At 54.2% G+C, this 15,547-nt stretch carries 7 protein-coding genes; 4 read left to right on the top strand and 3 right to left on the bottom strand.

The window, feature by feature from the left end; genetic code table 11:
• The first annotated feature begins 102 nt into the window (after positions 1–102).
• A complete protein-coding gene (locus K341_RS0101120; protein WP_026761570.1) occupies positions 103–2,100 on the top strand; it encodes a penicillin-binding protein in 1,998 nt (665 codons plus the stop codon).
• A gap of 211 nt (positions 2,101–2,311) precedes the next feature.
• Positions 2,312–3,247 (top strand): cysteine synthase A, encoded by a 936-nt coding sequence (gene cysK, locus K341_RS0101115; RefSeq protein ID WP_026761569.1) that lies wholly within the window; start codon positions 2,312–2,314, stop codon positions 3,245–3,247.
• A gap of 121 nt (positions 3,248–3,368) precedes the next feature.
• Here cysK and K341_RS0101110 read toward each other — a convergent pair whose 3' ends face one another.
• From K341_RS0101110 to vapB, 3 genes are read right to left on the bottom strand one after another with little or no spacing between them, the layout of a single operon-like run.
• On the bottom strand, positions 3,369–3,740 hold the full coding sequence (locus K341_RS0101110) for a YbaN family protein (RefSeq protein WP_026761568.1): 372 nt from the start codon (positions 3,738–3,740) through the stop codon (positions 3,369–3,371).
• 22 nt (positions 3,741–3,762) lie between these two features.
• Positions 3,763–4,167, bottom strand: coding sequence for a type II toxin-antitoxin system tRNA(fMet)-specific endonuclease VapC (vapC, locus tag K341_RS0101105; protein WP_248676853.1), 405 nt, complete (start codon positions 4,165–4,167; stop codon positions 3,763–3,765).
• A gap of 5 nt (positions 4,168–4,172) precedes the next feature.
• Positions 4,173–4,403, bottom strand: coding sequence for a type II toxin-antitoxin system antitoxin VapB (gene vapB / locus K341_RS0101100; RefSeq protein WP_009349838.1), 231 nt, complete (start codon positions 4,401–4,403; stop codon positions 4,173–4,175).
• 191 nt (positions 4,404–4,594) lie between these two features.
• Between vapB and K341_RS0101095 the strand changes: the two genes are divergently transcribed.
• Complete coding sequence (locus tag K341_RS0101095) at positions 4,595–5,965, top strand: flagellin N-terminal helical domain-containing protein (protein WP_026761566.1); 1,371 nt, start codon at positions 4,595–4,597, stop codon at positions 5,963–5,965.
• Positions 5,966–6,302: 337 nt separating this feature from the next.
• Positions 6,303–15,506, top strand: coding sequence for a YDG domain-containing protein (locus K341_RS0101090; protein ID WP_026761565.1), 9,204 nt, complete (start codon positions 6,303–6,305; stop codon positions 15,504–15,506).
• Positions 15,507–15,547 lie beyond the last annotated feature (41 nt).

Genomic DNA, 15,547 nt, shown 5'->3' with positions numbered 1-15,547 from the left:
AAACTGCCGCAGTGCACGCAGTGTGCTGCGGCAGTTTTCTTTTTCTCTCTTTTTATGCTATGATAGCGAAGGAATACTGTGTATGGGGGCGGCAAAGAGCGTATGAAAAATCTTCGGGGGCTTGTGCAGCGCCGCATTGGATGTGTGGCGATATTGATGTTTGTGATCCTCGTCGTCCTGACGGGGCGATACGCCTACCTGCAAATCGCGCAGGGGGATGAGCTCGCACAGCGGATGCGCGATCAGAGCGGCTATGAGTTCCGTATCCAGTCGCTGCGCGGCGCGATCCTCGACCGGAACGGAAAAGAACTCGCCGTCAGCAGCATGACAAAGTCTCTCTTCATCGACCCCAACCACGTCTACGACGAGCACAAACCGGAGGAAATTGCCGCCGATATCGCGCCGCTCATCGGACTTACGGAGCAGAACATCCTCGACGACATCGCCGTCGGCGGCGGATTCGTGTGGGTCAAGCGACGCCTTGAACACGACGAGTATGAAGCGGTGCGCGCCGTCATCCGCGCCAAAGGATACAGCGACTGTCTCGGCTTTCAGAATGAAGCAAAGCGATACTATCCGAACGACGCACTCGCCGCGAACGTGCTTGGCTTCGTCGGCATCGACGACAAGGGGCTTGACGGCGTTGAGCAGGCGCTTGATCCCCTGCTCAAGGGGGAGGTGCGCGAGGAACGTCTCACCGTCGACGGACAGCGGCGTCCCATCTTTGACTCCATCTTTTTCAGCCGCCGCACTTACCGCGGCGACTACTGCAAAACCGCGGTATTGACGCTCGACAGTACGATTCAGTTCATGGTCGAACAGGAACTCGACCGCGCCATGGCGGAGAACAATCCCGCATCCATCACCGCCGTCGTCATGAATCCAAAGACGGGCGAGGTGCTCGCGATGGCGTCGCGCCCCTCGTACAACCCCAATAAATTTTGGGACTATCCGCCTGAGAGCTGGAAGAACCGCGCCGTTTCTTTCATCTACGAGCCGGGCTCGACGTTTAAGGCGATCGTTGCGGGCGCCGCGCTCGAAGAGGGCATCGTGACGCCCTATCAGGTGTTCATGGATCCCGGCTACGTCATGGTTTCAGGGAAGCGTATCCAGAACTGGAACAACGAGAGCTACGGCGCGGTGACCTTCACCGACATCGTGAAGAATTCGCTCAATACGGGATTCGCGCAGGTCGGACTCTCGCTCGGCGCGCAGCGGCTCATGCATTACACGCGTCTCTTCGGATTTGGCGAGGCGACGGGCATCGACCTGCCGGGCGAGGAGGAAGGCATCCTCTTCAAGCCCGAATCGATGCTCGACTCTGACATCGCGACGACCGCCATCGGGCAGAGCATTGCCGTGACGCCGCTCCAGCTCGTGACCGCCATGTCCGCCATCGCGAACGGCGGCACACTCATGCGCCCGTACATCGTACGTGAGATCCGCAACCCGGACGGCTCTATTTACGAAGAACGCCAGCCGCAGGAGATTCGCACCACACTCCAGCACACGGTTGACCGCACTCTCATCGGTCTCCTTGAACAGGTTGTCGCCACGGGCGGCGGCGCCAAGGCGGCGGTGAAGGGCTACCGCATCGCGGGCAAGACCGGCACGGCGCAGAAGATCCGTCTCGACGCCGGCGGTTATATGGAAGGGCGCTACATCGCGTCCTTCTGCGGCTTTGCCCCCGTCGAGGATCCCATCTTTACGGTGCTCGTCATGATCGACGACCCGCGCGGCGGCAACTTCTACGGCGGGCAGATCGCGGCGCCTGTCGCCTCGCGCATCTTTACACAGCTCCTGCGCTACGCACACGTCGAGCCGTCGAGCAACCCCTTCACCGAGCCTGCGCAGGAGCAAAAAACCGCGCGCAACGCCGCGGAGGAACAGCGGCTCGAATCCGCCGCCGCGCCGCCCGAAGGAAAGGCGATTGTCCCCGACTTTACGGGGCTTTCGATCCGCGAGGCGGCACGGCTGGCGCAGCAGCGCGGACTCTCCTTTGAGAGCGAGGGCACAGGCGCCGCGGTCAGACAGTCGCTCAGCGTGAACGACATCGTCGACCAAGGGGAACGCGTCAAAGTGTATTTTGAACCTACCTAAATATTAGAGGATGTCCTGTTGTTTAATGGCGAGATTCAGCAGTAGGACTTCATTATGATTGCCGTACATGGTATGAGATGCCATGTGCGGCTTTTTGTACTGTAAAATTATTTCCGTGCTCTATTGACATCATGCTTGAATCGGTATATATTATAAACATACTTTTTAGATATGTTTACTTTATGAAATCAAAAATAAAGGAGAATGAATCATGGCAAAAATCTACGGGAGCGTTACGGAACTCATCGGGCGGACACCGCTGCTCGCAGCAAAGTCGTTTGCGGCGGCGCACGGACTGAAGGCAAACCTCCTCGTCAAACTGGAGTATTTCAACCCTGCCGGTTCCGTTAAGGATCGCATCGCCATCGCCATGATCGAGCAGGCGGAGAAGGACGGCAAGATTGCCCCGGGTGCAACCCTCATCGAGCCGACTAGCGGCAACACGGGCATCGGCATCGCCTCCGTTGCGGCGGCGCGCGGCTATCGTGCCATCCTCACCATGCCGGAGACGATGAGCGTTGAGCGCCGCAACCTCCTCAAGGCATATGGCGCAGAGATCGTTCTCACGGACGGATCGCAGGGCATGAAGGGTGCGATCGCAAAGGCGGAGGAACTACACGCCGCGACCCCGAACTCCTTTATCCCGTCACAGTTTGAGAACAGCGCGAACCCCGCCGTACACGAGCAGACGACAGGACCTGAGATCTGGGCAGATACCGATGGCGCTGTCGATGCGTTCGTCTCAGGTGTCGGTACGGGCGGTACGGTTTCCGGGGTCGGGCACTATCTGAAAAGTCAAAAGCCCTCCGTCCATATCGTTGCCGTCGAGCCTGTCGATTCTCCCGTCCTCACGGGCGGCAAGCCGGGACCGCACAAGATTCAGGGCATCGGCGCGGGCTTTATCCCAAAGACACTGGATACGAGCGTCTATAACGAAGTCCTCCGCGTAACGAATGACGATGCATTTGCCTACGGCAAAGAGTTCGCGCGGCGCGAGGGCGTCCTCATCGGCATTTCGTCAGGGGCGGCACTCGCGGCAGCCGTCGCGCTCGCAAAGCGTCCCGAGTTCGAGGGGAAGACCATCGTTGCTCTTCTTCCGGACGGTGGTGACCGCTACCTCTCCACAGATCTTTTCCAAGATAAATAAATCTGTACGGGATTCGTATAGAAACGAGACTGCCCCGGCTGCATGGTAAATGCAGCCGGGGCAGTCTCGTTTTGCAGCTGGTTATTATTATGCCGTTCTCTTATTAATGATGACGTCGGGGTTATCTCCTTGTCGGAATTCGGAACACAAACACAATCAAGTGCGCGATCCATACCAAACTAATTATCGCGCGCGCATGCGGATGATCCGTGAACATAAAAGAGATCCCCATGAGGATGGTCACGGGAATCATGATACGAAGCTTTTGCCGTACCGTCATCCCGCGGCGACTGTCCCGCGCGATAGCCATCGTCTCTTTGTAGATACGTGTTCCGCACAGCCATGCGTCGAGACGGCGTGAACTGCGCGTAAAACAGTATGCCGAGAGGAGAATGAACGGCACTGTCGGGAGCACCGGGAGGAATGCACCGATGACACCCAGCGCGAAACTGAGAATACCGAGCGCACCGAAGAAAAGTTTTTTTAGAGGCATTAAAGATCCTTTTCTGATTATCTCAAGACACGTGGTCTTGCGCCCAATTCTCAATTCGGAGACCGGGGACACGCTCAAACTCTCTGACGTTATTCGTAATCAAAATGAGCCCCGCCGCACGCGCGTGAGCGGCAATTAATGTATCCATTGTGCCAATAGGAGTTCCCCGCTTTTGAAGCCGGGCACATATATCGCCATATTCTACAGCGGCGGTATCATCGAATGGGAAAACATCAGGCATCGCTAGAAAATGCATGAGGGCGATTCTATTCTTTTCAGGATATGCACTTTTTGAGACACCTAGTTCCAGCTCAGCAAGCGTAATTGATGAAATACAGATTCCTCTTGAAAGATTTTGCTTTAGTCGTGCCAACACATGACGGGACTTATTTTTTATCGCGTAGATGCAAATATTGGTGTCTAACATATAAGTCATAGCGCATCTCTCTTAGAAGGAACATCTTGCCCCCGTCCGTCGGCAAAAAAATCATCTGTGAACTCTTCCAAACCGGATAAAAAAGTTTCCCAAGCATCTTCTTTTGGAACAAGGATCACAGCTTTTCCTAGCCTCTGTATGAATACTTCCTTCCCATGAAAACGAAAATTTTTCGGGAGTCGGACTGCTTGACTTCTTCCGGTTTCGAATAATGCTGCACATTCCATGACGGATACCCCCCTATCATCATATTTCCAACGTGCATATTATACCATATATCCAGGAAAAAATTCATACCGTGCGGTTAAGTCACCGCGCTTTTTTTTCGATATAACACACAGAAGACGTATAATATCTCTCGCTATTTGGTTGAGGGATAAGATAAAAAGGAAAAGGTTCGTTCAGGGAGGCAGTCTTTATGGCGATGGTGGTTAAAAACAATATGTCGGCGGTGAATACGCTGAACACGCTCAACAAGAATCAGAGCGGACTGTCCAAAAGCCTCGAAAAAGTCTCCTCCGGGATGAAGATCAACAGCGCAGGTGACGACGCGTCCGGGATGGCAATCTCTGAGCGAATGCGCGTGCAGGTGCGTGCGCTCGATCAGGACAACGCCAACACGAACAACGGCAACGCGCTGATGCGCACGGCGCAGGGCGCGGTGCAGTCCACGATCGAGATCCTAAAGACGCTCAAGGAAAAAGCGATCAACGCTGCGAACGATACGAATACGGACGAGGATCGTGCGCTGATCCAAAAAGAAGTCGACAAACTTATTGATCAAATCGATGATAACGCGCTCACGACATACAACGGGAAATATCTCATCGACGGGTCACACAATATGAGTGTGAACGGTGATGCAGGTCAGGGGACATACTCGAGCTTTACGAATATGAGTTTGGCAACAAATACAACAAGCATCACGCGTCTAACGAATTTGGTTCGGAGAGACGGAAATCCTGTCGGCATCCATCCGACGGACAGTCTTACAGCTTCATGGACACGAAACGGTGTGACCTATACGGGCACGTTGAACCCCGTTGGAACAAACGATCTTGCAGCGGCAATTAATATTATTACAAATACCGATGCCTCTTACTATAGCCGAACATCTAAAGTAGGCATAGATGAGTATGGCAAAGAAGTTCATACGCCGGATAATCAACCGGCAATTACCATTCGTGCATCTAATCCGGGCGTTAATGGGCAGATTTCGGGCGTTACCTTTGCCGTGAAGGATCGCAACGGGCATATGCGCAACGAAGTTAATGCGGTGCTTGATGCGTTCAAAGAAACAGTACGTGCGCAAAACCCGTCACCGGATAATGCTTTGACGCTCCAGACGGGAACACGGGCGAATCAGGCAACGAAAGTCGGTTTTACAGATATGCGTTCAGTCTCACTTGGGCTTCAGTCAGATAACGGTGCAGGCTGGCATGGCGGCACACTTCCTGCCGGTGTTGATGTCGTTGGCAGGGGACCAAAAATCCAAGTCACAACGAAGGAAGCCGCAAATGCTGCCATTAATGTGTTTGAGAATGCCTTGATTAAGGCGACAGATCAGGCAGTCGCTATCGGTGCGGTTCAGACGCGTCTCGGTTACACGAGCAGTAATCTGACCGTTGCCTCCGAGAACGTACAGGCATCCGAGTCCACGATCCGCGACTCCGATATGGCGAAAGAAATGACGGCATATACGAAGCATAACGTGTTGACACAAGCATCACAGGCGATGCTTGCACAGGCAAATCAAAACTCGAGTTCAGTGTTGAGCCTTCTCAAGTAAAATTATAGAAACTCGAAGGACGTGGCATGAGTCACGTCCTTTTTATGTGCATCGGCTATGACAATTAAGTAAGAAATCGTAACGATATACGCACGCCCTGCGATATGCAGCCGATAGCGTCGATATACGCGCGCCCTGTAGGGGCACGGCGTTGCCGTGCCCTTGATGCACTATGCGCGCCTAATGATAGCAATAATATGATTTTGGGAATATTGTCCTAGTTTTTCTTGCCTTTTTTAAGGTTCCTATGATATTATAATATCACCTATATCGTACGATAAAATATATATAAGCAAAGTAAGTATTGATCGAGTTGGGGAGTTAAGGGGAGCGGAACATGAGCGCGTATCGGATGATGAAGCTGCGGAGAAATATACGCCATGCGGTATTGGCGGGGATGACGGGAGCATTTTTGATTCCTCAGGTTTCTTTTGCCGCGCCGACGGGGGAGCAGCACCTTGCGGGGAACGCCGTCGTTTCTCGTTCAGGAGCGACGACCAGTATCGGGTCATCCGATACAAATAATGTCATCAGTTGGGCGGATTACTCCGTTGGGAGTGGAGAAATTGTCCAGTATGACGGCGGGGCGCAGACCAACAACTACTTGAATATTGTACGCGGCGGAAACAGCTCTGTAATCAATGGAAATATTACGGGGGGAAATAACGTCTATATCGTCAACCCGAACGGCGTCATTTTCGGTAAGACGGCGAGCGTGAACGTCGGGAATCTTCATGTCTCCACGCAGGATACCGCCGCGCTTAGCGCTATGACTTCATGGGACGGTTCTAACCCTCTTGGAGCATCGCCCGTTGGCAAAGCCGATGTTGTCAATATGGGCACAATCAACGCGACGAGTGTTGAAGTTGTGGGGAAAAGCATTCGCTTCCTGAACGCGGCAGATGTGCATAGTTCCTCCGTTGTGATGTATACGGATACCGCAAACGATGGTACGGCACATATCGGTTATAAGACGACGACGCCGACGTCGGGATATACGGTAAATGGCTCTGCGGCGACCGCGGCAAACAATTACTACCGGCTCGTCAGTAATGCAGCCGAAATGAGCAATATCAATACGACGAATTTGGCGGGCAACTATATGCTCGAGGATGATATTGATATGACGGGCATTACGGCACCGATCGGCGGAAATGCCTATGCGGCTTTTACGGGAAAATTTGACGGGAATTTCTATAAGATACGAAATCTAAATATCACAGGGGTTGATCATGCCGCGTTGTTTGGCAGAACCAGCGGCGCGCGTATTGAAAATCTCGGGGTCATTGCTCCGACGATTGCAGGAAATGATACCGGATTACAGGTAAATACGGCAGGCGGGATTGTTGGGGAGGCAACCGGCAATACCGTACTGAAAAACGTCTATGTGGAGAGCGGATCTATTACGGGGGAGAGCGGTCGATTTGGCGGAATTGTAGGATATACGAAAAACACGAAGATTGACGGATCCTATAATACCTCAGCGATTGGTACAAACGGCGGCGGTATTATTGGTTTTTCGGATACCGGAACAGAGGTAACGAACACATATAATAAACCGGAAAGTGCGGTAGCGGGAGATTCCTATTTCGTTCGCGTCATTGATCCGGATGATGGGACGCAAATCAGAAACTCTTATACGACATCAAATAAATTTTCTCTGACACACTCGTTCACGTTAGCAAAGGTATCGGGGAATTACATTATCGACACATCGACAGGAAAGGCGAAACCTGTTATCGCCGGTCTAACACCCTCATCTGACAAGTATGACGCACAGTCCTCGTCCACCTACAGCGGCTGGGACATCAACAACAACGGCGATCCGGGGGCGACGTGGCGCATTTATGAGGGACGCACAACGCCGCTTTTAACTGCGTTTATGGATGGCACCGCGACGGCGACCTACAATTATAGATATTTCAATCAGGACGGAACCGTCGTCGATGATACCGCAAATACGCCGAAGTCCAACAACGGCGCGGATGTTACGGGGCTGACCTACAACAGCAAATATCTGCGTATCGTGGATGCGGGGACGCCCAATACGCCGGGCGACAAATCAAAGATTCAATATGAGCCGTCCGTCGATACGAATAAGGTTGAGGAATATACCTATACAAACTCTGCGGCAGATAAAGCGAACGGTATCCGCAACGCGGGAACGAAGGCGATCGTTTGGTCGGGTCAGCACGGGCCGAATCTGCGCGGCGTGAATGTGACGATCGGCAAGCGTAAAGTCAGCCTTGATTCAAACGATATGGGCGTTCTTACGCGCGTTTACAACGGCAAGACAGACGTCAAGTCTACGTTTGAGGCTGCGCTCAAGGACGGCTCGAAGTCGGGGATTACGGCGGACGATATCGCGGATAATTCCGTTGGACTTGATACGACGGGGTTCACTGCACGGATGGCGGACAAGCATGTCGGCGCGGCTAAGGAAGTGACTTTTGGCGGGACTATTACCTTTGATGATACAAAAGCGGACTCGTCGAATTATGAATTTGACAATAGTTCGATCAGCAATATCAAGGGCAAGATTACAATTACAAAAGCACCGCTCTATCTTACAATCCACAAGAAAACGGCAGCAGATAAAATCTATGACGGTACTGATGAGGTCAAAGATGCCGATATGCTGCAAAGCAAACCGAATATTGAGCTGAATAAAACCATCGCTGCCGGAACTACGGGCGAGATTATGAAGGATGACGGCGGTACGCAGGATACCGTCGACCTTGCCGCAACGGATGATCCGACCTATACGGATGACGCGGGCAATCAACAAATCCATGCGGGTACGCATAAGCTCCGCTATAAGAACGTCGGACTTCGCACGGACGGCGCATATGCGAATGATGCCGGAAACTATGAACTTTTCTACCGGGATGCGCAGTCGACAGAGAAGAAAGTCACAGGCGGCAACCTCTATCTCGATGGAAAAATCGTTCCGCGCGAGGTGAAGACCGACGGCTTCAAGGTCTACAACAAGGGAACCAATATAGAGGCATCGGCGCAAAAGGTCTACGACGGCAACAATGAATATACGCTTGATACAACCAATCTCTATCTCTCTGCGAATGCCGGGGCAGTGACGGACACAACGGGCATCGTCGACCGCGATAAAGGACATATCACCTTTGCGCTTACGGGCGGGAAGGGGAAGTTTAAGAAAGCTGACGGAACGACAGATTCCAAGGACGTCCAAACGGCCAAGAAACTTGCTTATAATGTGACGGGCGTGTCGGACAATCCGACGGAATACCGGCTCGGCGACTACTATGTCGATATGAGCGGCGTGCATAAGGGGCTGGATGAGACCTTTGACGCTACGGGCGCGGGCAAGATCACGCCTAAGACGATCACGGCAACGAAGAAGGACAATCTCACAAAGGTCTACGACGCGATGGCGCAGTATACGGACGGCAATCGGAACCCGATCACGGGCGATGGCCTCGTCACGCTGAGCGGCATTGTCTCCGGCGATACGGTGACGAATACCTCGACGGCAACATATGCCTCAAAGGACGTCGTCTATTCAGGCGCCGTTCCCACGACGCAGAGCGTGACCTACAACGTCGCCTTTACGACGCCGAACGCCGAGGAAGCGGACAACTATACATTTGACGCGACGCCCAACACGGAGACCGTGACGCGGACGACGACGCTGACGGGACTCGGCACGATCACGCCGCGTTCCGTGACGCTCACGTTCGGTCCTGCAACGAAAATCTACGACGGGACGGATACCAACACGCAGAAAACACTGAGTGCCATGAGTGACGGCACGGCGGGCAACGCCGTGCTTGGCGCGGACGGCTACTCTACGGGGAATGTCAATCTCACGGGCGTGAGCAGTCGCTTTGGCGATGGCACGGGCGCGTCGTTTACCGCAAATGTAAATGCCGGCAGCCGTTCGGTGGAGTACACGGGCGTCGGCAATTCCCTTGGCGGGAACTATTCCGTCGCAAATACGCAATACGGGACGGGCACGATCACGCGTCGCCGCATCGATCCGTCGGGCTTTCAGGTGCTCAAGGGTGATGGGACAATTGCGGACGCGACGAAGGTCTATGACGGCACGGCGGACTACAATCTGCCGAACGGTGCGAAACTTGTCACGCCGCAGTCTACGTCAACCGACGAGGGGATCGTGTCGCGCGACTATAAAAAGATTACGTTCCGTCTGAAGAACGGAGCACCGGGACATTTTACCAAGAATGCGGCGGGCAACGATCCGACCACCCATGTCTCCGAGGCGCATTACGTTGCCTATGGCATCGTGGCGCAGACGTCGGATGCGAGGAACAATCCTCTCACGAACTATACATTTGGGCCATCAGGCACGCCGCGCGATCTGGAGACCGTGAATGATGCGAATCCCGCCCATGCGACGGCGGCGGGGTCTATTACTCCTGCCGCGCTCAAGGCGGTGACAAAGGAGATCTCGAAGGTCTACGACGGGCTTACGGCGCATACGGACGGCAACCGAAATGTGAAAAAGGGCGATACCATCGTCGACTTCAGCGGATGGGTATCGAGCAGCGACAAGAGGGAGAACACCTCGACCGCAGAATATGCGGGTAAGAACGTCTCGCGTGATGCGAGCGGCAATATCATCAAGAAGGGCGTCACCTATACGGCACAGCTCACGGGGCAGTATGCCGACGACTATCAAATCGTCAACGACGCCAATACTTCTATCAGTACGTCGACCGGAATGGACGCAAGCAAGACCGTCACAGCGAATCTCGGTTTGCAAGCCAATAAGGGGACGATTACCCCACGCAAGCTGAAGGTCAAGATGGGCGATGTGTCCAAAACGTATGACGGTACGGCAGGAAATACGAGCGGCACGATTGCGGGCTTTACCGACGATCCTGCGAGTTCTGTGCTTGCGACCATTCTTGGGGGCGATAATGTCACTGCAGCACGCCTCACAACGAGATATCAGGGGATGCTGAACGCCTCGCCCGCCACAGCATCAAGCACGTACGGACGACTTTCGGGCGGTACCTTTGCAGAGAACGTGAACGCGAGCAACGGCACGCCGCACGATGTGCAGTATACGAATATGCGGAATGCGTTTAAGAATGAGTTCGGGCCGACCACAGCGGGCAACTATACGGTCGATGATACGGCGTATGGCCAAGGCACGATTAGGCGCCGCGACATTTCTCCAACCAATTTCCAAGTGGTTGATCTCAATGGTCATGCGGCAAATGCGACCAAGGTCTACGATGGCACGAGCAACTACAACGTTCCGCAGGGGTGGCATCTGACACCGCCGGCGGGACCCGGAACGGGAATTATTGCCGCTGATCAGAACGACGTGTTCTTCCGTCTGAGCAACCAGGGGGCGCAGTTTGCGGACAACTCCGACAATCCGACGGCGAACGTCGCCAGCGCGGCAAAGGTACTCTATAATGTAGAGGCGGCCGGCGACGCCACCAAGATCAAGAACTATACGCTGAACGGCGTTGATCTTGAGAGCGGTGCTGGCAAGGTCTCGGGCGACGGCTCGATCACACGTCGCGTGCTCGAACTGGGGCTTGTGCGGGACTCTGGCATTGACAAGGTCTATGACGGCGCGACGACGCTTAAGAACACGGCGACAAAGAATTGGAATGTGCTGCGGGACAACAACAGCACGGGAAACGTGAAGTATGCGGACGGTTCGACTGACAAGAATAAGCTCGTCACCACGGACGGGACGAGTTTTGCGATCACCTCCAACTACCGCAACAACGCGAATACGGCGGCGGACAAGAATGTGCGCCGTGACGGCTCGAACAACCCCATCGACAAGGACATTCTCTATAACATCTCCATCAACGGCGACGCGACGAACTACTCCTTTAAGAAGGGAGGTTCTGTCACAAACGCAGAGACAGGACTTGAACTTTCGGCGAAGGGCAAGATCGAGCCGAAGGATCTTTCGGGTGCGTTCGAAAAAATCACAAAGGTCTATGACGGGACAAAGAATGTCAACCTGGCAGACGTTCACTTCAAGGCGGGTGCACTGCTTGCGGGAGACAATGTTGCGCTCGGTGTCGGCTCGGCACAGTACCAGAGCGAAAATGTGAATGGCGACGGCACAAAGTGGACACCCTCGGGCGGCACAGAGCAGAAGAACTGGGTCAACTACTCGGGGCTTACGCTTGGCGGCACGGATGCGGGCAACTACAACCTCGCCACGACAGCTAGGGGGCTCGGCGAGATCACGCCGTTCCGGCTTACGCCGGGCAGCGTGACTGTCACCGCAGGGACGGCGACGAAGGTCTACGACGGCAACACCTCCGTATGGAAAGGTACTTCGAAGAACCTTTCCGACGTCATGGGGTATATCAGCAGCGCAACCGTGATGGTCAACGGTAATCCGGTGAACGTACTCGGCGACCTCAACCTCACCTCTGCGGAATACGATTCGAAGGATGTCAACAGTGGCGCGTCCCATAACCGCGTGACTTATAACTTCACCTTCTCGAATGAGAGCGGCAACTTTGCGCTCGCGCCGAACGCGCAGACGCTCTCCCTCAAAGGCGACGGCGCCATTACGCCGAAGGATGTCGTCGCGACCATTAAAGGGCCGCTGACGAAGACTTACGACGCGACGACGGCAGTCAAGAACGCCGCGGGGAACGCGCTGTCCGGCAACGATCTCGTGACGCTCACGGGGCTTGTCGCAGGCGACGGCGCGACCAACATCACGACGGCAGAGTACGCGGACAAGAATGCAGGCACGAGCAAGATCGTGAACTACAATATCGGGATTGATGCGGACAATGCGGGGAACTATCGCCTTGTCGACGACTCCAACAATGCGATTACCGGAACCGTGATAACGAACAACAATACGATTACAAAGCGCAGGGTCGATCTCACCTTCGCCGATGTACGGAAAAACTACGATACCACAGCGACGAACAACGACGTTACGGCGTCTGTTTCCGCTGCCGATGCAGCGGTTCTAAATCACGACCGGCCGGGCTTTGCGGACGGCAATAACAAACTCACAGGGCTCACGGGGATCACGAGCGAGTACGGCATGGGGACGGGCGACGCATTCGTCGCCGACCCGAACGCGGGGCGCAAGACCGTCCGATACCAAGGAACTGCCGCCGCGATGAACAGTCTGCTCGCGGGCGATGCGGGGAACTATGAGTTCACCGATCCCGGCTTTGGTGCGGGCGATATTACACGCATCCGTGTCAAGCAGAGTGATTTCACGTTCAACATCGATCCCGCAACGAAGGAATACGACGGGACGAAGGATGTGGTTTGGACGGATCCCGTCACGAAGAAAACATACGGTGCGGAGAAATATTTCCGCTCGAGCACGTTTAAGCTGAACGGTGTGGATACGCCTGTCAATCCGGACGATATTACGCTGAACAAAGCCGCATACAACGATCTGAACGTCGCGAAGGCAGATCATGTGGACTATGAGTTCACGCTGAGCAAGCGGAATTTCGATATCGAGGGTGGCAGTGTCGTGCAGCGGCAGACGCAGGGGACGATCACGCCGCGCAATCTCACGGCGCATGTTCCGCAGCATATCTATAAGGAATATGACGGGACAAGGGATCTGAGCAGCGAGAATCAGGCGCTCATTGATAAGATGGTACTGGATGATGAGGATCTTATCGTTTCAAAGGATAAGGGCAAGGTACATCTCAAAGTGGAGGGCCGGTATGCAAGCAAGGATGCGACGGTAGACACGAAGGAACAAGCCGAAGCCCGAACGGAGAACAGCGCAGGCGTGGTTAATGTCGACTATACGCTGACACTGTCGGGTGATCCAATCGCAAGTCAAAATTATACCGTTGGCGCAGGAACTGCAACGGGGAAAGCTGATATTTACAGAAAGACGCTGACGGTGGATGTCGAGCGTAAGGTCAAGGATTATGACGGCACAGCCGCCGTCAAGGGGCTCGCGGCAGGCGATATAACGTTCCATGGCGTTGTGAACGGAGATACGTTGCGCCTTGATCAAGCGGCGACGGATAAAATCCAAGGCGCGTATGCCGATTCGAATGTGAGCCGTGATGCCAACGGTAATGTCGTCGATAAGGCGGTTTCCTACACGGGCTTTAACGATGCGCTGAACAATTATGCCGCGCGCAATACGGCGTCGGATGCGAAGAACTATCGACTTGAAAACGACGGCGTAAGCTATACCGCGGCACAGGGGAAAGGGCGTATCAATCCGCGCAGTATCAATAAGGGCGATATCACCTTTGACTTCAAGAATGCAACGAAGGAGTATGACGGAGATACGTCCGTCAAGTATAATGGTAAAGCGGATGCCGACTCGGTCAAGAACTATCTGAACGGCGCCACCTATCAAATCGGAACACAAACGATTGACCTGAAGAATGATCTGACTGTCAAGACGGAAGGTACCGGCTACGACAATGCAAATGTCAACGGCGGTGCGCCGCACGATGTTACCTATGCGCTGACCTATACGGGCGGGAATTTTGCGATTACCGGAGGAAATACCTTTACGGAGACGGCAGCGAACCGCGGATACATTACGCCGCGCAAGCTGATTGCCGACATGAAGTCGATCAATCCGACCAAGACTTATGACGGGAACAAAGAAATCGTCGGTATCGCGAAAGATGCGGACGGGAACGTCATTACCCGGGAATCCCTTGCGATCCGGCACTTCCGACACTATAACGAGAATGAAGAGACTCGTTACGACGATGAGGAGGGCATTGTCAAAGCCGATCGGCCGCACATCGCGCACAGTTCGGCGGCCGCCTATGCCGACAAGGATGTCGCATGGACGCCGAACGGGAACGCCGATCCGAACGCGATGTGGCAGGATCGCAATGATGTCGCGAACAAGGATGTAGACTATCGATTTAGTCTTTCGGGCAGTCCTTTGTCGAATTACGAGCTCGTTGACGAACATGGGAACAGCATCGGCACGCGGAATCCGGCGAGAACGACGCTGACCTATGATGTGACGACTGCGACAGGTAGGATCAATCCCGCAGAGATTCGGATGAAGGCCGATCCGAAGACCGTTTGGATCAACGAGGGACTGCTGCCGCGCGGCAGCTATACGGGAACGCCCGACGGCACATATCCTGCGCCGGGCTACGCAACGGGCGTGAACGGCGAACATCTCCGGGGGACGTTCAGTTACGATGCGCCGGATGCGCGCCTGCGCATGGGAGATTATGCCGTTAACGGCTCCTATGCCCCCGCGGTGGGAGAGGTCGTCTATCGGAACTATCGCTTTGTGCAGGATCCCGCGAACGCGGCGGCACTGCATGTAGGACCCTATATCCCTGATGCAAACTACTACAATATCATGACGCAGAATAAGATGCTTCCCGACGAGTATGTGTATGAGAACGCTTCGCTCGACCGCCGCGGCAATTTCGGGCGGCGTGCCGAGGCAGCGGTGGAGTATACCGATCCTGCGCTTAACTCAATGCAGGACGGCAAAAATGTCCGTACGCCGGACATCTATGCAACGGATGATGCCGTGTTTGCGCTGATGGATCAGGTTTTTGGATAAAATTAAATTTACATGGAACAGCGGAGCTTCTGCCCATATGT

The sequence above is a fragment of the Centipeda artemidis DSM 19719 genome (genome assembly GCF_000426665.1).
Classification (GTDB): Bacteria; Bacillota; Negativicutes; order Selenomonadales; family Selenomonadaceae; genus Centipeda; species Centipeda artemidis.
The sequence above is the reverse complement of the archived record's forward strand: the minus strand, read 5'-3'. Positions and strand labels throughout refer to the sequence as shown.

Excerpts from the sequence above, each read along its gene's own strand:
- K341_RS0101090 (WP_026761565.1), top strand. The coding sequence starts at position 6,303 with ATGAGCGCGTATCGGATGATGAAGCTGCGGAGAAATATACGCCATGCG.
- K341_RS0101120 (WP_026761570.1), top strand. The coding sequence starts at position 103 with ATGAAAAATCTTCGGGGGCTTGTGCAGCGCCGCATTGGATGTGTGGCG.
- K341_RS0101110 (WP_026761568.1), bottom strand. The coding sequence starts at position 3,740 with ATGCCTCTAAAAAAACTTTTCTTCGGTGCGCTCGGTATTCTCAGTTTC.
- cysK (WP_026761569.1), top strand. The coding sequence starts at position 2,312 with ATGGCAAAAATCTACGGGAGCGTTACGGAACTCATCGGGCGGACACCG.
- vapB (WP_009349838.1), bottom strand. The coding sequence starts at position 4,403 with ATGGAATGTGCAGCATTATTCGAAACCGGAAGAAGTCAAGCAGTCCGA.
- vapC (WP_248676853.1), bottom strand. The coding sequence starts at position 4,167 with ATGTTAGACACCAATATTTGCATCTACGCGATAAAAAATAAGTCCCGT.
- K341_RS0101095 (WP_026761566.1), top strand. The coding sequence starts at position 4,595 with ATGGCGATGGTGGTTAAAAACAATATGTCGGCGGTGAATACGCTGAAC.